General features: G+C 71.4%; 19 protein-coding genes and 1 tRNA gene. 15 read left to right on the top strand and 5 right to left on the bottom strand.

Annotation, left to right across the window (positions count from 1 at the left end):
- Positions 1-1,233 (bottom strand): dolichyl-phosphate-mannose--protein mannosyltransferase (locus tag ABT297_RS39390; RefSeq protein ID WP_350557945.1); only part of this gene is annotated, 1,233 nt, incomplete at its 3' end.
- Positions 1,234-1,262: 29 nt separating this feature from the next.
- Here ABT297_RS39390 and rsmI point away from each other — a divergent pair.
- Positions 1,263-2,099 (top strand): 16S rRNA (cytidine(1402)-2'-O)-methyltransferase, encoded by an 837-nt coding sequence (gene rsmI, locus ABT297_RS39385; protein ID WP_350557954.1) that lies wholly within the window; start codon positions 1,263-1,265, stop codon positions 2,097-2,099.
- 196 nt (positions 2,100-2,295) lie between these two features.
- Here the strand turns inward: rsmI and ABT297_RS39380 are convergent, their stop codons facing one another.
- Positions 2,296-3,330, bottom strand: coding sequence for a hypothetical protein (locus ABT297_RS39380; RefSeq protein ID WP_350557942.1), 1,035 nt, complete (start codon positions 3,328-3,330; stop codon positions 2,296-2,298).
- Positions 3,331-3,438: 108 nt separating this feature from the next.
- On the opposite strand from ABT297_RS39380, the gene metG reads away from it, so the two are divergent.
- On the top strand, positions 3,439-5,202 hold the full coding sequence (metG, locus tag ABT297_RS39375; RefSeq protein ID WP_350557939.1) for a methionine--tRNA ligase: 1,764 nt from the start codon (positions 3,439-3,441) through the stop codon (positions 5,200-5,202).
- 90 nt (positions 5,203-5,292) lie between these two features.
- On the opposite strand, the gene ABT297_RS39370 is transcribed toward metG, so the two are convergent.
- Positions 5,293-6,474, bottom strand: coding sequence for a hypothetical protein (locus tag ABT297_RS39370; RefSeq protein WP_350557936.1), 1,182 nt, complete (start codon positions 6,472-6,474; stop codon positions 5,293-5,295).
- An 81-nt stretch (positions 6,475-6,555) separates the two neighbouring features.
- On the opposite strand from ABT297_RS39370, the gene ABT297_RS39365 reads away from it, so the two are divergent.
- The 5 genes from ABT297_RS39365 to ABT297_RS39345 are packed head-to-tail and all read left to right on the top strand — an operon-like array spanning position 6,556 to position 11,515.
- Positions 6,556-7,413 carry a TatD family hydrolase gene (locus tag ABT297_RS39365; RefSeq protein ID WP_350557933.1) on the top strand — a complete coding sequence of 286 codons (858 nt, stop codon included), beginning with the start codon at positions 6,556-6,558 and terminating at the stop codon, positions 7,411-7,413.
- Entirely contained in the window at positions 7,404-8,258 is an 855-nt protein-coding gene (gene rsmA, locus ABT297_RS39360) for a 16S rRNA (adenine(1518)-N(6)/adenine(1519)-N(6))-dimethyltransferase RsmA (protein ID WP_350557930.1), read from the top strand. Before ABT297_RS39365 ends, rsmA begins: the two co-directional genes overlap by 10 nt.
- Positions 8,259-8,267: 9 nt before the next feature.
- The gene (locus tag ABT297_RS39355; protein WP_350557927.1) at positions 8,268-9,215 is read left to right on the top strand and encodes a 4-(cytidine 5'-diphospho)-2-C-methyl-D-erythritol kinase; all 948 of its coding nucleotides are present in this window, start codon (positions 8,268-8,270) and stop codon (positions 9,213-9,215) included.
- On the top strand, positions 9,216-11,024 hold the full coding sequence (locus ABT297_RS39350) for an ABC-F family ATP-binding cassette domain-containing protein (protein WP_350557924.1): 1,809 nt from the start codon (positions 9,216-9,218) through the stop codon (positions 11,022-11,024). It begins immediately after the preceding gene.
- 20 nt (positions 11,025-11,044) lie between these two features.
- Complete coding sequence (locus tag ABT297_RS39345; protein WP_350557921.1) at positions 11,045-11,515, top strand: DUF4383 domain-containing protein; 471 nt, start codon at positions 11,045-11,047, stop codon at positions 11,513-11,515.
- 73 nt (positions 11,516-11,588) lie between these two features.
- Here ABT297_RS39345 and ABT297_RS39340 read toward each other — a convergent pair whose 3' ends face one another.
- A complete protein-coding gene (locus ABT297_RS39340) occupies positions 11,589-12,191 on the bottom strand; it encodes a TetR family transcriptional regulator (protein ID WP_350557951.1) in 603 nt (200 codons plus the stop codon).
- A gap of 77 nt (positions 12,192-12,268) precedes the next feature.
- Positions 12,269-13,246: an acyl-CoA desaturase gene (locus ABT297_RS39335; RefSeq protein ID WP_350557918.1), complete on the bottom strand. Its 978-nt coding sequence runs from the start codon at positions 13,244-13,246 to the stop codon at positions 12,269-12,271.
- Between the two features lie 232 nt (positions 13,247-13,478).
- On the opposite strand from ABT297_RS39335, the gene ABT297_RS39330 reads away from it, so the two are divergent.
- From ABT297_RS39330 to ABT297_RS39295, 8 genes are all read left to right on the top strand, one after another.
- A tRNA-Gln gene (locus tag ABT297_RS39330) sits at positions 13,479-13,553 on the top strand.
- 10 nt (positions 13,554-13,563) lie between these two features.
- Positions 13,564-15,078 carry a bifunctional UDP-N-acetylglucosamine diphosphorylase/glucosamine-1-phosphate N-acetyltransferase GlmU gene (gene glmU, locus ABT297_RS39325; RefSeq protein WP_350557915.1) on the top strand — a complete coding sequence of 505 codons (1,515 nt, stop codon included), beginning with the start codon at positions 13,564-13,566 and terminating at the stop codon, positions 15,076-15,078.
- Between the two features lie 34 nt (positions 15,079-15,112).
- Positions 15,113-16,093 carry a ribose-phosphate diphosphokinase gene (locus tag ABT297_RS39320; RefSeq protein WP_350557912.1) on the top strand — a complete coding sequence of 327 codons (981 nt, stop codon included), beginning with the start codon at positions 15,113-15,115 and terminating at the stop codon, positions 16,091-16,093.
- A 384-nt stretch (positions 16,094-16,477) separates the two neighbouring features.
- Positions 16,478-17,086 carry a 50S ribosomal protein L25/general stress protein Ctc gene (locus ABT297_RS39315; RefSeq protein WP_350557909.1) on the top strand — a complete coding sequence of 203 codons (609 nt, stop codon included), beginning with the start codon at positions 16,478-16,480 and terminating at the stop codon, positions 17,084-17,086.
- Between the two features lie 75 nt (positions 17,087-17,161).
- Positions 17,162-17,749 carry an aminoacyl-tRNA hydrolase gene (pth, locus tag ABT297_RS39310; RefSeq protein WP_350557906.1) on the top strand — a complete coding sequence of 196 codons (588 nt, stop codon included), beginning with the start codon at positions 17,162-17,164 and terminating at the stop codon, positions 17,747-17,749.
- A 105-nt stretch (positions 17,750-17,854) separates the two neighbouring features.
- The gene (locus tag ABT297_RS39305; RefSeq protein ID WP_350557903.1) at positions 17,855-19,774 is read left to right on the top strand and encodes an exopolysaccharide biosynthesis polyprenyl glycosylphosphotransferase; all 1,920 of its coding nucleotides are present in this window, start codon (positions 17,855-17,857) and stop codon (positions 19,772-19,774) included.
- Positions 19,775-20,533: a 3'(2'),5'-bisphosphate nucleotidase CysQ gene (locus ABT297_RS39300; protein ID WP_350557900.1), complete on the top strand. Its 759-nt coding sequence runs from the start codon at positions 19,775-19,777 to the stop codon at positions 20,531-20,533.
- A 163-nt stretch (positions 20,534-20,696) separates the two neighbouring features.
- Positions 20,697-21,008, top strand: a 312-nt coding sequence (locus ABT297_RS39295) for a phosphoadenosine phosphosulfate reductase domain-containing protein (protein ID WP_502885716.1), incomplete at its 3' end; no start/stop codon positions are given.

Below are 21,008 nucleotides of genomic sequence, written 5' to 3'. Positions count from 1 at the left end.
GCGGCCGTCGCGGCGGGCGAACCCGAGCCAGCCGAGCGCCACGAGCGCCGGCAGGAACGACCACCACAGCAGCGGCGTGCCGAGCAGCAGGATCTCCGAGGCGCAGCTGGCGGCGCCGCACTGCCCGTTCGGGTCCCAGTGGAACGCCACCGGGCGGCCCAGCAACAGCCACTGCCACGGCCAGGACTGGTACTGGTGCTTTGTGCTGAGCCCGGTGTGGAACTTGTACGCCTCTTCGTGGTAGTGGAACAGGTTCACCAGCGGGTCGATGAGGCGGTCGTGCGGCAGGCCGTTGGTCTCGGCGTACCAGTGCCGGAAATAGCCGTTGTCCGACAGGAACCAGCCCCACCAGCAGTTGATGTACACGATTCCGGCGATGGCGAACGTGGCCAGGAACCATCCGGCGCCGTCGCCCCAGATCCCCTCGGCGACCCAGCGCTTGAACCCGGCGGTGCGGCGGGCGCTCATGTCGAACAGCACCATCGCGACGGCGAAGACCAGCACGTAGTAGACGGCGCTCCACTTGACGCCGCAGGCCAGGCCGAGCGAGATGGCGCACAGCAGGCGGTACCACCGGAAGCCGAGCTTCAGCCGCGCGCCCGGCTTCTCCGGGTCGAAGCCGCCCTCCAGCAGTTTCAGCAGCCGGGCCCGGCGCTGCTCGCGGTCGAGCACCAGGAAGAAGAACGCCACCACGATCCCGAACATCAGGAAGATGTCCAGCAGGGCCACGCGCGAGAGCACGAAGTGCATGCCGTCCAGCGACATCAGCAGCCCGGCCGCGCCGGCCAGGATCGGGGACCGGAACAAGCGGTACGCGGCGATGATGATCAGCAGGATCGAGATGACGCCGACCGTGACGGCCGAGATCCGCCAGCCGAAGGAGTTGTACCCGAAGATCTGCTCGCCGACCCCGATCATCCACTTGCCCAGCGGCGGATGGACGACATATTGCGGCGTGTTGTCCTCGGGGTTCCACTCGACGCCGCGCTGCAGGAGATCCCAGGCCTCGTTGGCGTAGTAGACCTCGTCGAAGATCACTGTCTTCGGGTGCCCGAGGTTGACCATGCGCACGAGCAGTCCGAGGCCGGTGATCAGCGCCGCGACAAGCCAGAAGTTGCGGCCTCCGCGCGGCGGCGGGGCGAGCCGGCGGCGGACGATGTCGGGCACCGCGCGCACGGGCGCGACGGCGGGGCTCTCCGGCTCGCTTGCTTGCGTCAGGACACCCGAGGTCATTGGGCGATCGTAGGGGGCGGGATGCCACCATCGCACATGTGTCATTGATTCTGCTCGGAGCGCCGCTGGGAAATCCTGACGATGCGTCGCCGCGCCTGCGTGAGATACTAGCGACGGCCGACGTGATCGCCGCCGAGGACACCCGCCGGCTGGGCCGCCTCGCCCAGCACCTGGGGGTGGAGATCACCGGCCGGCTGGTGAGCTACTTCGAGGGTAACGAGGACCGGCGCACCCCCGAACTGGCCGACCTGCTGGCCCAGGGCTTGACCGTTGCCGTGGTCACCGACGGCGGCATGCCGAGCGTCTCGGACCCCGGCTTCCGTCTGGTTCGCGCGGCGATCGCCCGCGGCGTGCCGGTGACCGCGGCCCCCGGCCCGAGCGCGGTGGTCACCGCGCTCGCGGTCTCCGGCCTGCCCTGCGACCGGTTCTGCTTCGAGGGCTTCCCGCCGCGCAAGCCGGGGGAGCGCCGCGCCTACCTCGCCTCGCTCGCCGACGAGCCGCGCACGCTCGTCTTCTTCGAGTCGCCGCACCGCATCGCCGACACACTGCAGGACATGGCGCTGGCCTTCGGCGATGACCGCCCGGCCGCGCTGTGCCGCGAGCTCACGAAGACGTACGAGGAGATCCGCCGCGGCACGCTGGCCTTGCTGGCCGCCGACGCCGAGACGGCCCGCGGCGAGATCACGCTGGTGGTGGCGGGCGCGCCGCCGGTCACCGCCGAGCGCCCGTCCGACGCGGCGCTGGCCGCGGAGGTGGCCGCCCTGGTCGCCGCCGGCGCGGACCGCAAACAGGCGACGCTGGAGGTGGCCAAGCGCCACGGCCTGGCCAAGCGGGAGGTCTACGCGGCCGTGATCGCCCACAAGTAGGTGTCGTGGGCGCCCTCCCATGTGGTTGCGGCCGGCTCATTGGGCGGTCAGGGGCAATGCCCACGGCCGGGACCAGGTAACGGGCCCGGTGGCGGTCAGCTTGTCGCGGCGGGGGCCTCAGGGGGTGGCCAGTGGCGATGCCCATGGCCAGGACCAGGGGTGCGGTGGCGGTCAGCTTGTTGCGGCCGGTCGGGCCTCAGCGGGCGGCCAGGACGATGCCCACGCCCAGGATCAAGGGCGCGGCGGCGGTCAGCGCCCAGGCGGCCAGGCGGTCCCGCAGCCGGGCGAAGCGCCACGCGCCGGTGAGCCACGCCAGGGCGATGCCGCACAGCGCGACCAGACCCAGCCCGACCGCCCACCGCACCCGCAGCCCGGCCGGGTCGCCGGCGTAGGCGACCCGGCCGCCGGGCACCATCGCGGCGGCCACCGACGCGCCGGGCGCCTCGTCAAGGCCCATGAGCCGCGCGCCGCCGACCGGCTCGTGCCCCGGCGCGGCGAAGTCGGCCAGGCAGTGCCGCAGCACGCCGGAGCCCTTGCAGGAGGTGACCTCCGCCGTACCGCGCACCGCATGACCCATGTCCAGCCAGAACGGCTCGGCGCTCGTCCACGCGAAGAAGCCGGTCAGCGCCGCGACGAGCAGCATCGCGCTCAGGCCGGCCAGCGGCCCGCGCGCCGGCCGGATCCGCCGTGGGCGCCGTGGGACGGGTGCGGCCCGGCGCTCGTCGCGCGGCTGGCGCGCCGCCCGCATGACAGGCAGCGGCCACGGCTCCGCCCGAGCGTTCTCCGCCCGAACATCCTCGGCCCGTCCATCCTCGGCCCGTTCGTGCTCGGCCCGTCCGGGCTCGGGCTGTCCGGGCTCGGGCCGACCGTTCTCTGATCCCCAGCGCTCGGACCGTCCGGGCTTGGGCCGTCCGTGCTCGGCCCGTCCTGGCTTGGGTCGTCTGGGCTCCGGGCGCGCGGCGAGATGGTCAAGGACCGCGGTCCGGCCCGCCTCGTGCGCCGGGGCGTCGATGACGGCGGGCGTCCCGACCGGCGCCGGCGTCTCGTGCAGGGCGACAGCGCCGGTCATGGGCCACAGCGGAAACTCCTCCCGCGGCTCGGCGGCCGGCGGTTCGGCCCTCGCCCCGGCCGGAGAGGCGGGCGCTGCGGCGACGGACGGGACCGGGATGCGAACCGGCGGAATCCCCGCGGCCTCGCCGCGCCATCCCCGCCGAACTGGCTGCTCACTCACGTTTTCATTGGACAACGGGTGATCGCATACGTTTCGGACGTCGATCGCGTGTCGGGAGAAACCATCCTGTTCGCCGAACAGCGGGGCGGTTCACTACGCTTGCACGTCATGAGTCGTGTTCTCGCCGCGGTCGCCTGGCCCTATGCCAACGGGCCGCGCCACATCGGTCACGTGTCCGGATTCGGGGTGCCTTCCGACGTCTTCAGCCGCTACATGCGGATGGCCGGGCACGACGTGCTGATGGTGTCGGGCACCGACGAGCACGGCACGCCGATCCAGGTCCAGGCCGACGCCGAGGGCGTGACCCCGCGCGAGCTGGTCGACCGCTACAACCGGGTCATCGTCGAGGACCTGCACGGACTCGGCCTGTCCTACGACCTGTTCACCCGCACCACCACCGCCAACCACTACCAGGTGGTGCAGGAGCTCTTCCAGGGGTTGTACGACAACGGCTACATCATCGCCAAGACCACGCTCGGCGCGATCTCGCCGTCGACCGGGCGCACGCTGCCCGACCGCTATATCGAGGGCACCTGCCCGATCTGCGGCTACGACAGCGCCCGCGGCGACCAGTGCGACAACTGTGGCAACCAGCTCGATCCCGACCAGCTGATCAATCCCCGGTCGAAGATCAACGGTGAGACGCCGGAGTTCGTGGAGACCGAGCACTTCTTCCTCGACCTGCCGGCCTTCGCCGACCAGCTCAACGCCTGGCTCGACACCCGCGAGGGCTGGCGCCCCAACGTGCTGAAGTTCTCCCAGAACCTGATCGACGACCTGCAGCCCCGGGCGATCACCCGGGACCTCGAGTGGGGCGTGCCGATCCCGCTGGAGGCCTGGAAGGACCGCGGCGACAAGCGGATCTATGTGTGGTTCGACGCGGTTATCGGCTACCTGTCGGCCTCGATCGAGTGGGCCCGCCGCTCCGGCGACCCCGAGGCGTGGCGCAAGTGGTGGCAGGACCCGCAGGCCCAGGGGTATTACTTCATGGGCAAGGACAACATCGTCTTCCACTCGGTCATCTGGCCGTCGATCCTGCTCGGCTACTCGGGGCCGAATCCGCAGTCGCTGGGCGCGCTCAACCTGCCCACCGAGGTTGTTTCTTCGGAGTACCTCACGATGGAGGGCCGGAAGTTCTCGTCCTCCCGCCGGGTCGTCATCTACGTGCGCGACTTCCTGGAGCGCTACGACGCCGACGCCCTGCGCTACTTCATCGCCGTCGCGGGTCCCGAGTCCAACGACACCGACTTCACCTGGTCGGAGTTCCGCCGGCGCAACAACGACGAGCTCGTGGCCGGCTGGGGCAACCTGGTCAACCGTTCGATCTCGATGGCCGCGAAGAACTTCGGCGAGATCCCCGCGGCCGGCGAGCTGACCGCCGAGGACACCGCGCTGCTGGCGAGCGTGCGGTCCGGCTTCGACTCGGTCGGCCAGCTGCTGGCCAAGCACCGCCAGAAGGCCGCCATCACCGAGGCGATGCGCGTCGTCGGCGAGGTCAACAAGTACTTCTCCGACCAGGCGCCGTGGAAACTCAAGGACGACAAGGCCCGTATGGGCACGGTCCTGCACGTGGCCCTGCAGGCCGTGAAGGACTGCAACACGCTGCTGACGCCGTTCCTGCCCCACGCCGCGCAGCGCATCCACGAGCTGCTGGGCGGCACCGGTGTGCACGCCCCGATGCCCGAGATCCGCGAGGTCGAGGACCTGGACAACGGCAGGACGTATCCGGTCCTGATGGGCGACTACACGCAGGGCGCCAAGTGGGAGCACACACCGATCGCCCCCGGTACCGAGCTGGCCCCGCCCACCCCCGTCTTCCGCAAACTCGACGAGTCCATCGTCGATGAGGAACTGGCCCGCCTACAGGCCTAGCACGCGGGCACGTCTGGGGAGCGCCGGCTGAATTTCAGGCGAATTCGGCCAACCGCTCCCCAGGCAAAGCCGTCCGCGGGCGACACCGCACTACAGCTGATACCAGTGGTCGCTCTCATGCGCGTCGACGACCTCACTGACCGGCGCCCAAGCCTCGTACAGCCCCCGCTCGACGCAGTGCGCCCCGAGCCGCGCGACCTGGTCTCCGTCCGGCCGGGACAACCGTAGCCGCAGCCAGTCGCCCTCCTGCCGGAGAACGGTGCAGCGCGCGTCGCGCCAGGTTGCTCGAGGTACGCGGCGGGCCAGGGTTTCCAGGGGGTACCGCGCGGCCCGGGTCTTCGCCGCGACGCGGAACTCGCCCGGCGGGTCGACGATCGCCTCGAAGACGTTGTCGCGATAGGTCCCGACGTATCGGGTCATCGGCGGGTTGACCGGGAAATACTCCTGGTCGGACTGGCTCGGCAGCAGGTGGCGCCACTGCGGCCCGTGCATGCGGCTCCACGCGCGCTGCTCCGGCAGATACGTGTACAGCGTGACCTCGGTTCCGTCGCCCGTGTACGCCACGAGCGAGGTGTTCGCCGGTACCGGCAGTTCGGCCAGGTCGGCGGTGACGAACTCGGGGACGATGTGCCGGCCGCTGGGCGCGAAGCCGGTGCCGATCACCGGCGGGCCGAGGCGGTCGTGCGGTGGCATCGTGACGAGCCCGGCGTAGGTGTCGGCGAGTGGCACGTCGTAGTCGTGGGCGTCCACGGCACGCCAGCGCACCGCGAAGACGACGTCTTCGGTGGACTCGCTGGACAGGATCGCCAGGTCCTCCGGGGTGCGCAGGTGGGCGACGTCGAAGGCGCGGTAGCAGAAGCCGCTGATCGGCCAGCCCTTGAGGTAGCCCTGCAGCTGCCGGCCGGAGAGGAACTTGATCATGCGGGTGCCCCGGCGCACGGCGGCGGTGCGGCGGATCGGGGCCAGCGCGGCGGCGGCCGACGGGGTCTGGCTCAGCCGGTGGACGGTCGCCCAGTCCAGCGTGCGGGTGACCGGCATCAGCAGCGGCTCGTCCTCCAGCCCGTCGAGGGCCGAGGCGACCTCCGTGGCGTGGACGAAGCGGCGGTACGGCCATTGGGCACCCGGCCGGGGGTTGGGCAGGAAGCCGGGGGCCGCGTGCGTGGCGTACACCTCGTATGCCGCGCCCTGTGCGATCTCCTCGGCCGGATAGGCGACCCCGTCGATCGTCACGCTGCGGGTCGCGGACCCTTCCGCGTGTCCGATTGCCGTCACTTTTGGGACGCTAGGGCCGGGTGGTTGTCAGGAGGTGAACGTAGCGTGAACGACGAACCGAGGGTGGCATGCTTAACCCCGATGAGTGCGAGAAGACACAGTCGTGCGGGCACGTTTCCCCCGGCCCCCGAGCCGCTGCCGGTCGCGGTGCCGGACAGTCACACCCACATCGACATCACGCTCGAGGATGACGGCGCGGGCGGCCCGGCGAGCGTCGAGGACGCCGTCGCGCTGGCCACCACGGCCGGGATCGACCGGCTCGTGCAGGTCGGCGTGGACGTCGAGTCGTCCCGCTGGGGCGTCGAGGTCGCCGAGCGCCACCCGGCGGTCCTCGCCACGGTGGCCCTGCACCCCAACGAGGCGCCCCGGCTGGCCGACCTCGACGGCGCGCTGCGCGAGATCGAGCGGCTCGCCGCCCACCCGCGGGTGCGCGGCATCGGCGAGACCGGCCTGGACTACTTCCGCACCGGCGAGGAGGGGCGCAAGGCGCAGCACGAGAGCTTCCGCGCGCACGTCGCGATCGCCAAGCGGCACGGCAAGACGCTGGTCATCCACGATCGCGACGCCCACGACGAGGTGCTCGCCGTGCTCGACGAGGAGGGCGCGCCCGACCAGGTCGTCATGCACTGCTTCTCCGGCGACGAGGAGTTCGCCCGGGAGTGCCTCGATCGGGGCTTCCTGCTGAGCTTCGCGGGCACCGTCACCTTCGGCAACGCCGCGCACCTGCGCCGGGCGGCGGCGATCACCCCGCTGGACGGGCTGCTGGTCGAGACCGACGCGCCGTTTCTGACGCCCATGCCGTACCGCGGCCGCCCCAACGCCTCGTATCTCATCCCGCTGACCGTGCGCGCGCTGGCCGAGGTCACCGGGCACGACCTCGACGCCCTCTGCGCCGCGATCTCGGCCAACGGGGAACGAGCCTTCGGACGTTGGTCGTGACCCTCCTCGGGCCGGCCGACGTGCGGCAACTCGCGGAGCGGCTCGGCATCCGCCCCACCAAGCAGCTCGGGCAGAACTTCGTGCACGACCCCAACACCGTGCGCCGGATCGTGCGGGCCGCCGAGCTCGTGCCGGACGACGTCGTGCTGGAGGTCGGGCCGGGGCTCGGGTCGCTGACCCTGGCGCTGCTGGAGCACGGCAACCCGGTGTGCGCGGTCGAGATCGATCCGCCGCTGGCCGAGGCGCTGCCGGAGACGGTCGGAAAGTACGCGCCCGAGCACGCCGATCGCCTGACCGTCGTGGCCGGGGACGCGCTGCGGGTGGACCTCGGCGGGCTCCGGCCGACGGCGCTGGTGGCGAACCTGCCGTACAACGTCGCCGTCCCGGTCGTGCTGCACCTGCTGGCCACCGTGCCCACGCTGCGGCGCGGGCTGGTGATGGTGCAGAAGGAGGTCGCCGACCGGCTCACCGCCGGGCCCGGGTCGCGGACCTACGGCATACCGAGCGTGAAACTTGCCTGGTACGCGACAGCGCGCCAGGCCGGGCGGGTGCCCGCCTCGGTCTTCTGGCCGGTGCCGAACGTCGAGTCGGGTCTGGTCGGATTTACCGTCCGGGACACGGTGAATCCCGATAGAGCGGAAACCTTCGCCGTCGTCGACGCCGCGTTCGCCCAGCGGCGCAAGACGCTGCGCGCGGCCCTCGCCGGCTGGGCCGGGGGGCCGCCGGAGGCCGAGCGGATCCTTCGCGCCGCCGGAATCGACCCCGGCCTGCGCGGGGAGCAGCTCATAGTGGATGACTTCACGCGCATCGCGAGCCAGCGACGCCGAGCGGAGGCGTCCGGGTAGGGTGCAGCAGTGACCGAGCCGCTCTTCTCCGAGGACGAGGAGTTCGACCGGCCGCGCCTGGCCGCGCATGGACCGGTGCGGGTCCGCGTGCCCGCGAAGATCAACCTCCATCTGCACGTCGGCCCGTCGCGCCCGGACGGCTACCACGAACTGACCACGGTGTATCACGCGATCGGCCTCTACGACGAGATCACAGCGCGCCGGGGCGACACGCTGACGCTCACCATGGAGGGCGAGGGCACCGGCGAGCTGTCCCTGGGCGAGGACAACCTCGTCATGCGCGCGGTCCGGGCCCTGGCCGCCGAGACCGGTCACGACCCGCATGCCCGGTTGCACCTGAAGAAGCAGATCCCGGTCGCCGCCGGGCTCGCGGGGGGCAGCGCCGACGCGGCCGCCGCGCTCGTGGCCTGCGACCAGCTGTGGGGCACCGGGCTCTCCCGCGACGACCTGGCCACCGTCGCGGCGACGCTCGGCTCGGACGTCCCGTTCCTGGTGCTCGGCGGCACCGCACTGGGCACCGGCCGGGGCGAGCTGGTGAGCCCGATCCTGACCGGCGGGCACGCGTGGCACTGGGTGCTCGCGGTCGCCGACGAGGGGTTGTCCACGCCGGTGGTGTATCGGGCCTTCGACGAGCTCGGCGGGCGCACCAGCGCCGGCCCGCCCGACGGGCTGATGGCCGCGCTGCGCCAGCGTGACCCCGAGGTCCTGGCCGGCGAGCTCGCCAACGACCTGCAGGCCGCGGCCCTGCACCTGCGCCCGGAGCTACAGCAGGTGCTCGACGCCGGGCTCGACGCCGGCGCGGTGGCCGGCATGATCTCCGGCTCCGGGCCGACCTGTGTGTTCCTGGCCGAGGACGCCCGCCACGCCGCGCTGCTTGCCGCCGAGCTCGAGGCGCGCGAGTGCTGCCGCGCCGTGCGCACCGCCGCCGGCCCCGTTCCCGGCGCGAGGGTGCTGTAGATGGCCAACATCGTCAACCTGGACAAGGTTTCCAAGGCGTACCCCGCCGGCCGCATCTTCGACGAGGTGTCGCTCGGCATCGACGACAGCGACCGGATCGGCATCGTCGGGCTCAACGGCGCGGGCAAGACCACCCTGCTGCGCATGCTCACCAAGGCCGAGGAGCCGGACTCCGGCCGCGTCACCCACCGCCGCGACCTGCGGGTGGCGGCCCTCCCGCAGCGCCTCGACCTGCCGCCCACGGCGACGGTCCGGGACGTCATCGTCGGCTCGGCGTGGCTGCCCGCCGGATTCGCCGCGGAGCACGAGTGGGCCGGCGACGCGGGCGTGCGCACCGTGCTCAACGGCCTCGGCATGCCGCACCTGGGCCTCGACGCCCCCGTCGGCCCGATGTCCGGCGGCGAGCGGCGCCGCGTCGCGCTGGCCGCGCTGCTGGTGCGCCCGGCCGACCTGCTCATCCTGGACGAGCCCACCAACCACCTCGACGTGGCCGGCATCTCCTGGCTGGCGCGGCACCTGCTGCGGCGGCGGGGCGCGCTCATCGTGGTCACTCACGACCGGTGGTTCCTCGATGAGGTGTGCAGCAATACCTGGGAGGTCGCCGACGCGACCGTGCGCTCCTACGAGGGCGGCTACGCGGCCTGGACCCTCGCGCGGGCCGAGCGGGTCCGGGTCGCCGCCGAGACCGAGGCGCGCCGGCAGAACCTGCTGCGCAAGGAGATCGCCTGGCTGCGCCGCGGCCCGCCGGCCCGCACCAGCAAGCCGAAGTTCCGCATCGACGCGGCCAACGCGCTCATCGCCGACGTCCCGCCCGCCCGCGACACCGTGTCGTTGCAGCGCCTCGCCGTGACCCGGCTGGGCAAGCAGGTGTACGAGCTGGAGGGGCTTCGGCTGGAGGCCGGCGGGCGGACCCTGCTCGAGGACACCAACTGGATCGTCGGACCGGGCGACCGTATCGCCGTGCTCGGCGCGAACGGGGCCGGCAAGACCACGCTGCTGCGCGTGCTCGCCGACCTCCGCGAGCCCGACGGCGGCCGGGTGCTGCGCGGCACCACGGTCCGCCCGGCGTTCCTGTCCCAGGAGCTGCACGAGCTGCCCAACGGGCGGCGGCTGCTGGAGGCGGTCGAGGAGGTCGCCAAGCGGGTCCGGCTCGGCGACCGCGAGCTGTCGGCGGCGCAGCTGGCCGAGGTGTTCGGCTTCACCGGCCCGCGGGTCTGGACCCCGGTCGCCGACCTCTCCGGCGGCGAGCGGCGCCGGCTGCAGCTGCTGCGGCTGCTGGCCACCGAGCCTAACGTGCTGCTGCTCGACGAGCCGACCAACGACCTGGACATCGATACGCTCGCCGCGCTCGAGGACCTGCTCGACACGTGGCCGGGCACGCTCGTGGTGGCCAGCCACGACCGGTACCTCGTCGAGCGGGTCGCCGACACCGTCTACGGCATGTACGGCGACGGCCGGCTGGTCCACCTGCCAGGTGGCGTGGACGAGTACCTGGCGCACGTGTCGGACTCCGAGGGCTTCGCCGCCGCGCCCGCGCCCAAGTCCGGGGCGGGGGCCGCGCCCGCCGATCGGGCGCCGGACCTGCGCGCCTCCGAGAAGGACCAGCGCGCGGCGAAGAAGGAGCTGGCCAAGCTGGAGCGCAGCATGGACCGCCTCGCCCAGAAGGAGGAGGCGCTGCACGCGCAGCTCGCCGAGCACGCCACCGACTACGCGAAGATCACGGAACTGGACGCTGCGCTGCGCGCGGTACAGCAGGAGAAAGCCGATATCGAGGAGCAATGGCTCGCCCTGGCCGAGATCGCCGGGTGAGGTCATCTTAGGATTGACCCATGGCCGCTCACTTTCCGATCAACCACCACCTCCGGCCGCTGTACCGGCTGCTCGCCGGGGTGGCGGGCCTCTACATGTTGGTCTTCGGCGTGGTCGGCTTCGTGCAGACCTCCGGTGCCACGTTCTTCACCCGCGACGACGCCGAATGGGTGCTCGGCCTGCGCACCAACCCGGCGTTCGCGGTGCTGTCGATCGTCGCCGGCGTGGTCGTGCTCGGCGCGAACATCATCGGACGCAACGTGGCTCACCAGATCAACCAGCTGGCCGGCATCGTCCTGACGATCGTCGGGATGGGGTCGCTGGGGGTTCTGCAGACCGAGGCGAACGTCTTCGCCTTCTCGATGGTCAACGTGATCGTCACGTTCATCCTGGCCAGCGTCGTCGGCGTCGCGAGCCTCTACGACCGGGTCGGCCCCTCCTCGGCCGCGAAGGCCGAGGAGGACTACCGGCACGGCCCGCGCGCCGCGTAAGCGGCACATACCTTCGAGGCCCGGTCCCCAGGGACCGGGCCTCGCGCTGTTCGTGCCTCGGTGGCGCCGTTCTTCACTTCCCGAGGCGGGTGACCAGGGTGGGCTTGCCCTCCATGTTGGACAGGCCGTTCCACGCCAGGTTGACCAGGTGCGCGGCCACGACCTCTTTCTTGGGCTTGCGCACCTCCAGCCACCAGCGGCCGGTCAGCGCGACCATGCCGACGAGGGCCTGGGAATACAGCTCGGCGAGCTTCGGGTCGAAGCCGCGGCGCTTGAACTCCGAGCCGAGGATGTGCTCGGCCTGGTGGGCCACGTCGTTGAGCACGCTCATGAAGTTGCCGGTCGTGGACATGACCGGCGACTCCCGCACCAGGACCCGGAAGCCGTCGGTCTCCGCCTCGATGTAGTCCAGCAGGGCCAGCGCCGCCTGTTCGAGCAGCTCGTGCGGATGGCCGGCGGTGAGCGCGTTGGTGATCCGGTCGAGCAGCGAGCGGACCTCCCGGTCGACGACCACCGCGTAGAGGCCCTCCTTGCCGCCGAAGTGCTCATACACCACCGGCTTGGAGACCTTCGCCCGCGACGCCACCTCCTCGATGGAGGTGGCGTCGAAGCCCCGCTCGGCGAACAGGGCACGGCCGATCGAGATCAGCTGCTCGCGGCGCTGTGCGGAGGACATCCGCACCCGCGACTTGGTCGAGATCGACGGCGGCGGTATGGGTGGCCGCGGTTGCTCGAGATCTTCCGGGCGGTCGGTCACCCGTTCATCGTGCCAGCCGCCACCCGCTTGGCGTCGAGCCGGTCTCGCTTGGGCCAGCGGATGTCGGTCGCCCAGCCCAGCTTCTCGAAGATCCAGATCAGCCGGGCATTGATGTCGATCTGTCCCTTGTCCACCCCGTGGCGGGCGCAGGTGGGGTCGGCGTGGTGCAGGTTGTGCCAGCTCTCGCCGAAGGACAGGATCGCCAGCGGCCAGAAGTTGCTCGCCCGGTCGCCCTCGCGGGTCTCGAACGGTCGCTCGCCGTAGACGTGGCAGATCGAGTTGATCGACCAGGTGACGTGGTGCAGCAGGCCGATGCGGACCAGGCCGGCCCAGAAGAACGCGGACAGCGCGCCCTGCCACGACCAGGTGACCAGGCCGGCGATGATCGCGGGCAGCGTCGCCGACAGGATGACGATCACCGGGAACAGCTTGTCGATGACGCGGATGTCCTTGTCGGCCATCAGGTCGGGGGCGAAACGCTCGCGGTTGGACAGCTCGCGGAAGAACAGCCAGCCGACGTGCGCGTAGAACAGGCCCTTGACCAGGCCGCCGAACGACTCCCCGAAGCGCCACGGCGAGTGCGGGTCACCCTCGCGGTCGGAGTAGGCGTGGTGGCGGCGGTGGTCGGCGACCCACTGCGTCGGGTTGCCCTCGATCGCGGTGCTGCCGGCGAGCGTCAGCGCGATGCGCAGGCCGCGGTTGGCCTTGAAGGAGCCGTGGGTGAGGTAGCGGTGGAAACCGGTCCCGATGCCCAGGCCGCCGATGACGTAGAAGATCAGGCCGAGGACGACGTCGAGCCAGCTCAGCCCCCAGCCCCAGGCGATGGGGACGGCGGCGATCAGCGCGACGAACGGCACGATCACGAAGCCCCACAGTGCCACGATGATGCCGGGGTGCTGCTTGCCCTCGGTGAGCGGCTTCGGCCCGCGGTCGGGGCTCTCGAAGGGCGCTGGATCAAGGACCGATACGGACATGGCACCTCTCAGGGGGAATCGTCGCCGGGCGGGGGCTACGCCTACGTCACCGTAACTTACGGAGGCGTAGGTTGACTATACGAAGCTCGTGTCAAGCCGATTACCCCTCGCTTGGTGTGATCTTCATCAGATCGTCGTCCGGCGCGGCCGGGCGAATCCGGGCGCGGACCGAGTGGGGCGCCCTGCGGGCAAAAGGGATCGACGCGCAAGTTAGGCTTCGGGTGCGGCGTAATGGGGTGTGGGGTAACGGCAGCCCGCAGGCCTTTGGAGCCTCGCAGTCCTGGTTCGAATCCAGGCACCCCAGCCACCTGACTACGATGAGGCGCACCGACACCGTCGAGGAGCCCTCCGTGAGAAACGTGATCATCCTGGCCGCCGGCGAAGGCAAGCGGATGAAGTCGTCGGTTCCCAAAGTCCTGCATCCCCTGCTCGGGCGCACGCTGCTCGGGCACGTGCTGGCCGCCGCGGAGCCGTTTCTGGATAGTGGGACCGTTAGCGTGGTGGTGGGACACGGGGGAGATCAGGTCCGTGAGCACCTGGCCCGGGTCGCGCCCGCGGCGACATCCGTCACCCAGGCCGAGCGGCGGGGGACCGGGCATGCGGTGCGCATCGCCCTGGAGGCCAATCCCGACCTGACCGGCACCGTGGTCGTGCTCAACGGCGATATCCCGCTGCTGCGCGCCGACACGCTCGCCGCGCTGGTCCACACCCACGAGAACACCAAGGCTTCGGCCACCGTGCTGACCGCCGAGGTCGACGACCCGACCGGCCTCGGGCGCATCGTGCGCAGCCGGGGCGGAGAGTTCGCCGCGATCGTGGAAGAACGCGACGCGACGCCGGCCCAGCGGGCGATCCGCGAGATCAACTCCGGGGCGTACGTCTTCGAGGCGTCCGCGCTGCGGGAGATGCTCGGCAAGCTCTCCACGGACAACGACCAGGGTGAGGAGTACCTCACCGACGTCATCGGCCTGCTGGCCGCGTCCGGCGCGCCGATCGTCGCGCACCGCGCCCCCGACGCCACCGAGACCCTCGGCGCCAACGACCGCGCCGAGCTGGCCGGCCTGCGGGCGATCATGCGCGACCGGATCAACGACGAGTGGATGCGCTCCGGGGTGGCCATCACCGACCCGGCCACCACCTGGATCGACGTGACCGTCACGCTCGAGCGCGACGCGGTCGTCGAGCCCAACACCCACCTGCGCGGGGCGACCAGCGTCGGCGAGGGCGCCATCGTCGGCCCGGACACCTCGCTCATCGACGTGGTCGTCGGCCCGGGCGCGGCGGTCGTGCGCACCCACGCGGTGTCCTCCGAGATCGGGCCGCAGGCCTCCGTCGGGCCGTTCGCCTACCTGCGCCCCGGCTCCCGGCTCGGTCGCAAGTCGAAGATCGGCACGTTCGTGGAGACCAAGGCCGCCGAGTTGGGCGAGGGCGCGAAGGTGCCGCACCTGTCGTACGTCGGCGACGCCACCATCGGCGAGCACACGAACATCGGCGCGGCCACCGTCTTCGTCAACTACGACGGTGTGCGCAAGCAGCGCTCGGTGATCGGCGCGCACGCCCGCACCGGGGCCGACAACATGTTCGTCGCCCCCGTCCACGTGGGCGACGGCGCGTACACCGCGGCCGGCAGCATCATCATCAAGGACGTGCCGCCGGGCGCGCTCGGCGTCTCCCGGGCCCAGCAGCGCAACATCGAGGGCTGGGTGGAGCGTAGGCGGACCGGCACCGCCGCGGCCGAGGCGGCCCGCGCCGCCCTGGAGACCGCCGGTCGTGAAGAAAACCACGTCGGAGCCGGTCAAGTGGTCGAGGCCCCGCCCCACGACGAAGAATGAGCGCAACGACGAGATCAGGAGCGGGCGACCCCAAATGGCCAGCATCACTTCGGAGAACCGCAAGAACCTCATGCTCTTCTCCGGCCGGGGATTCCCCGCGCTGGCTGAGGAGATCGGCGCCGTGCTCGGGGTCGATCCGACCCCGATGGACGCCTACGACTTCGCCAGCGGCGAGATCTTCATCCGGTACCGCGAGTCAGTCCGCGGTTCCGACGCGTTCGTCGTCCAGTCGATGGTCTCGCCGATCAACGACTGGCTGATGGAGACGCTGATCATGGTGGACGCGCTCAAGCGCGGATCCGCGAAGCGCATCACCGTGGTCCTGCCCTTTTACCCGTACGCCCGGCAGGACAAGAAGCACCGCGGCCGCGAGCCGATCTCGGCCCGCCTGATCGCCGACCTGCTCAAGACCGCGGGCGCCAACCGCATCCTCACCGTCGACCTGCACACGGCCCAGATCCAGGGCTTCTTCGACGGGCCGGTCGACCACCTGTTCGCGATGAACGCGCTGGCCGACCACATCGAGGCCAAGTATGCGGGCCGCCCGATCACGGTCGTCGCACCCGACTCCGGCCGGGTGCGGGTCGCCGAGCGGTGGACCGACCGGCTCGGCGGCTGCCCGCTCGCCTTCATCCACAAGACCCGCGACCCCAGCAAGCCCAACCAGGTGGTCGCGAACCGGGTCGTCGGCGAGGTTGAGGGCCGGGTCTGCCTGATCGTCGACGATATGATCGACACCGGCGGCACGATCGTCAGCGCGGCCGACATCCTCTTCAACGAGGGCGCCGCCGAGGTCGTGGTCGCCGCGACCCACCCGGTGCTCTCCGACCCCGCCTGCGAGCGGTTGGACGGCAGCCGGATCAGCGAGGTCGTGGTGACCAATACGCTGCCGCTGCCGGCCGACCGCAAGGTGGACAAGATCACCCAGCTGTCCATCGCCCCGCTGCTGGCCCGGGCCATCCGCGAGGTCTTCGACGACGGCTCGGTCACGACCCTCTTCGGCGGCCTTTCCTGATCGTCCGGCGACCGGCCGGCTCCGGCGCGTGACCCGCACGCGCCGGTCCGTGCCGGTCGCCTCGCCGTTCGGCGAACTCGGCGCGCGATCCGTACAACCAGGCGGGGAGGGTGCTGAAGGCGTCCGGCGCCTCGGGTAAGCTAGTGCGGTTGCCACGGCGAGGGTGTTCCCACGGGTCTGGCATGCGGTTCCTGTGCGACCGCCGGGTGTTAGCACCCCGGCGATCGCACAGGAACCGGCATGACGGCCGAGCGGGCTCCGTGATCGACGCGGTGCTTCGGGCCTGTGCCCCGTGCGCCCCCTCGCCCGAGCGCCGCACCAAGACAACTGTTACCGGTCGCGCCGGCCGGTGCCCGCCGCACAACCCGCATCAGGAGTTTTGTCGTGTCCGAGGTAAAGATCAGCGCCGAGCCCCGCACCGAGTTCGGCAAAGGTGGAGCCCGTCGCACGCGCCGGGCCGGCAAGGTGCCCGCCGTGCTGTACGGCCACGGCGAGAAGCCCCGTCACATCGCCCTTCCCGCCCGTGAGTTCGCCGCGGCGATCCGCCACGGCGGCATGACCCAGGTCTTCAACATCGAGATCTCCGACGGCAGCGCCGCGCTGGCTCTGCCGAAGGCCATCCAGCGCGACCCGATCAAGGACACCTTCGACCACGTGGACCTGCTGGTGGTCCGCCGCGGCGAGAAGGTCACCGTCGACATTCCGGTCCAGCTGACCGGCGAGGCGGCCCGGGACACGCTCGTCATGCACGAGAGCACCACGCTCGCCGTGCTGGCCGACGCCACCAAGCTGCCGGACCACGTCGAGGCCTCGATCGAGGGCCTTGAGGTGGGCAGCCACGTGACCGCGGCCGACGTCAAGCTCCCGGCGGGCGTCGAGCTCGCAGCCGACCCCGAGCTGGTCATCGCGGTCGTCACCGCGGCGCCGATCCAGGCGGTCGCGGCCGAGGGCGGCGAGGAAGGCGCGGCCGAGGCCGCGGCGGCCGAGGCCTGATCGGCCCGTAGTTCGTGAGAAGGTCGCGGATCGCCGTAACGGCGGTCCGCGACCTTCGCTTATGAGGAGGTTCCGGTGACGGACGTCGCGCCCTGGCTCGTCGTCGGGCTGGGCAACCCCGGCCCCGAGTACGCGCGCCACCGCCACAACGTCGGCTTCATGGTCGCCGACCTGCTCGCCGAGCGAGCCGGGCTGCGCTTCGGCCGGCACCGCCGGGTCGTCGCCGACGTGGCCGAGGGGCGCCTGCGCGTCGGCGGGCCCCGGCTGGTCCTGGTCAAGCCGCTGACCTTCATGAACCTGGCGGGCGGCCCGGTCGCCGGCCTGTCGCAGTTCTACAAGGTGCCGCGGGAGCAGATCATCGCGGTGCACGACGAGCTCGACATCCCGTGGACGCAGCTGCGCCTGAAGCAGGGCGGCGGGGAGGGCGGCCACAACGGCCTGCGCTCGATGTCGAGCTCGCTGGGCGGCAAGGACTACCTGCGGGTGCGCTTCGGCATCGGCCGCCCGCCGGGCCGGCAGAACCCCGCCGACTTCGTCCTGTCCGACTTCTCGTCGGTCGAGCGCAAGGAGCTCGACTACTTCGTCGACCGGGCCGCGGACGCGGTCGAGATGATCATCGAGCAGGGCCTGGAGCCGGCCCAGAATCGATACCACGCGGACTGACTGTCCGGTCCGTCCGGCTCAGCGCGCCACCGTGACGAATGTCCGGCTTGCACGTTGTACTCCGGGTTGCACCGTTTGTAGAAGCGGTCCCCTGAGGAGGCGGGCGTGGCGATCGACAGCGGACGTACTCGGGATGGCTTTCACCGCCCGGCTCACCTCCGCCGCGATCGGCCGCGGTCGCCCGCCGAGGAGAACTGGTCGCCCGCCGAGGAGGAGCGCAAGCCCGCCGAGGGGGAGCCGGATCGTCGTCTGGCTTCCGCCGCCAACCCGGTGGCACCGATCGTGTCCGCCCCCGTTTACGGGCGGCCGGCCGGACCGGCCCGGGGGCGGCGGCCCAGACCCGCGCGCAATGCAGTCCGCCAGGTGCCGCCCGCCCGGCCGTCGGCGTCGGCGTCGGCCCGGGTGCAGGTCGCCGCGCCGGTCTCGCCCGCGCCGGGGCTGGTCCCGCCCGCCGAGGTGGACCCGGAGCTGGCGGCCGAGGTCGAGGACGCCGTCCGGGGCGGCACCCCGTTCGTGCGGACGCCCGGCCGGCCCGCCGCCCTCGTGTCCGGGCCGCCCGAGCCCACCCCGATGCCCGCGAGGGTCGCACCCGAGCCGGGCGCCGGGGCGGGGCGGGCGTCGCGGCACCGGGCGCGCTGGGCGTGGGAGGGGCGGTACCTGCGCACGCTGCTCGTCCTCGACTTCACCATCGGCCTGCTCGCCGGGGCCGCGGCCTTCGAGGCTCGCTTCTCCAACGGCCTGACGACGTACAACAGCCGTTACGTGCTGCTGTCCACGCTCCTGCCGATCGCGTTCATCGCCAGCCTCGCGGCGAACCGGGCCTACGAGAAGCGCTATCTGTTCGTCGGTACCGACGAATATCAGCGCGTCCTGCGCGCGGGACTGGCGCTGACCGCGGCGACTGTGTTCGTGGCGTACGCGACCGAGACCCGCATCGCCCGCGGGTGGTTCGTCGTCGCGCTGCCGCTGGTGACGTTCGCGTGCCTGCTCGCTCGGTTCCTCCTGCGCAAGCTGCTGCACCGCGCCCGCAAGCGGCGTGGCGCCTGCATGCGCCGGGTCGTGGTGGTCGGCCACGAGCTCGCCGTCGAGGCCATGGCGCGGCAGCTGTGCCGGGAGCGGTACCACGGCCTCAAGGTCGTCGGCGCGTGCCTGCCCACCGCCGGTACCGTCGCCGAGGTCCCGATCCTGGGCACGTTCGACGAGATCGCGGGCGCGGTGCGCAAGGCCCGAGCCGACACCGTGCTCGTCCTGTCCTGTCCGGAGCTGGACGGTCACGCGCTGCGACGACTGGCCTGGCATCTGGAGCGCGACGACATCGATCTGATCGTGGCCAGCACCCTGATCGATGTGGCCGGCAGCCGCACGACCATCCGACCGGTGGACGGCCTGCCGATGCTGCACGTCGAACACCCGACCCTGACCGGGGCCCGTCGCCTGGTCAAGGCCCTCGTCGATCGGGTGGGCGCGGCCGCACTCCTGGTGCTCGTATCACCCCTGCTGGCCTTTCTGGCACTAGCCGTTCGCGTGGACTCTCGCGGCCCGGTACTGTTCCGTCAGGTAAGAGTGGGCAAGGACGGTCACGAGTTCGTGATCTTCAAGTTCCGTACCATGCACATCGACGCCGAAGCCCGCCTCGCCGAGCTGCGGCACCTCAACGAAGTCGACGGCGCGCTGTTCAAACTGCGCAACGACCCGCGGGTGACCCGCGTCGGGCGGCTTCTGCGCAAGTTTTCGCTCGACGAGCTGCCGCAGCTACTCAACGTGATCGGTGGCAGCATGTCGCTGGTCGGGCCGCGCCCGCCGCTGCCGGAGGAGGTCGCCGTGTATCCGGACGACGCCCGGCGCCGGCTGGCCGTTCGGCCCGGGATGACCGGTCTTTGGCAGGTGTCCGGCCGGTCGGACCTATCGTGGGACGAAGCGGTCCGCCTCGACCTGCAGTATGTGGAGAACTGGTCGCTTTCCCTCGACCTGGTGATCATGCTGCGGACGTTGAGCGCGGTGACCCGAGGGGCTGGAGCGTACTGAATGACCGACCTACCACCCGCCACCGACGGCGGGTTCGCCCGCTGGCTGGCCCAGCGGTCCGGCGATCTGCTGCTCAAGCTGCGCGAGGAGATGGGGTATTCCGACCCGGGCGCCCTGCGCAAGGCCGGCGACCGGTTGTCGCACGAGCTGCTGATGGAGCAGATCGAGCGCTGGCGCCCGGCCGACGCGGTGCTCTCCGAGGAGGGCGCCGACAACCCCGCCCGGCTGCGGGCCGAGCGGGTCTGGATCGTCGACCCGCTCGACGGCACCCGCGAGTTCGGCGAGGAGGGGCGCGCCGACTGGGCCGTCCACGTGGCGCTCTACGCGGGACGCCTGGTCGCCGGCGCGGTGGCGCTGCCCGCGCAGCACTGCGTGCTCGGCACAGACGTGCCGCCGCCGTTCCCGCCGATGCCGGGCGTGCAGGGCGAGCCGATCCGGCTGGCCGCGAGCCGCACCCGCCCGCCGGCGCTGCTCAGCGCGCTGGGGGAGAAGCTTCCGATCGAGCTCGTGCCCATGGGCTCGGCCGGCGCCAAGATCGCCGCCGTGATCGACGGGGCGGTCGACGCGTACGTTCACGCCGGCGGCCAGTACGAGTGGGACTCCGCCGCGCCCGTCGCTGTGGCTCTCGCCACGGGCCTACACGCTTCCCGTATCGACGGGACTACGTTGGAATACAACCAGCCCGACCCACGCCTGCCCGACCTGGTGGTGTGTCGGAAGGCATTGGCGCCGCAACTGCTGGCCGCGATCAACAGCTGAAAGGTTCCCGCCACCCAATGAGCGGTACGAAGCGGAGCGGAGTGGCCGCTCATCAGAGGTGCAGGGTGCAGCTCATGCCGCTGCCGGAGCGAAGCGGAGGTGTCGGCGTGAGCGGTACGAAGCGGAGCGGAGTGGCCGCTCATCAGAGGTGCAGGTGCAGCTCATGCCGCTGCCGGAGCGAAGCGGAGGTGTCGGCGTGAGTGGTACGGAGCGGAGCGGAGTGGCCGCTCATCAGGGGTTGGGCCGTGCGCCTTACCGGGTCTCCCATCTGGATGCTCTCGAGGCCGAGAGCCTGTTCATCATGCGTGAGGTGGTCGCGGAGTTCGAGCGGCCGGTGCTGCTGTTCTCTGGTGGCAAGGATTCGATCGTGATGTTGCGGCTGGCGGAGAAGGCGTTCGCGCCGGCTCGGATCCCGTTTCCGGTGATGCATGTGGACACGGGGCACAACTTCCCGGAGGTGTTGGCGTACCGGGAT

This window comes from Dactylosporangium sp. NPDC000555, from assembly GCF_040300025.1.
Classification (GTDB): domain Bacteria; phylum Actinomycetota; class Actinomycetes; order Mycobacteriales; family Micromonosporaceae; genus Dactylosporangium.
This window is presented reverse-complemented; position numbering and strand designations above follow the sequence as displayed.

Bases quoted from the DNA above. Each gene is read 5' to 3' on its own strand.
- metG (WP_350557939.1), top strand. From the start codon at position 3,439: ATGAGTCGTGTTCTCGCCGCGGTCGCCTGGCCCTATGCCAACGGGCCG.
- ABT297_RS39365 (WP_350557933.1), top strand. From the start codon at position 6,556: ATGAGTGCGAGAAGACACAGTCGTGCGGGCACGTTTCCCCCGGCCCCC.
- ABT297_RS39350 (WP_350557924.1), top strand. From the start codon at position 9,216: ATGGCCAACATCGTCAACCTGGACAAGGTTTCCAAGGCGTACCCCGCC.
- ABT297_RS39345 (WP_350557921.1), top strand. From the start codon at position 11,045: ATGGCCGCTCACTTTCCGATCAACCACCACCTCCGGCCGCTGTACCGG.
- ABT297_RS39340 (WP_350557951.1), bottom strand. From the start codon at position 12,191: ATGTCCTCCGCACAGCGCCGCGAGCAGCTGATCTCGATCGGCCGTGCC.
- ABT297_RS39335 (WP_350557918.1), bottom strand. From the start codon at position 13,246: ATGTCCGTATCGGTCCTTGATCCAGCGCCCTTCGAGAGCCCCGACCGC.
- glmU (WP_350557915.1), top strand. From the start codon at position 13,564: ATGAGGCGCACCGACACCGTCGAGGAGCCCTCCGTGAGAAACGTGATC.
- ABT297_RS39320 (WP_350557912.1), top strand. From the start codon at position 15,113: ATGGCCAGCATCACTTCGGAGAACCGCAAGAACCTCATGCTCTTCTCC.
- ABT297_RS39300 (WP_350557900.1), top strand. From the start codon at position 19,775: ATGACCGACCTACCACCCGCCACCGACGGCGGGTTCGCCCGCTGGCTG.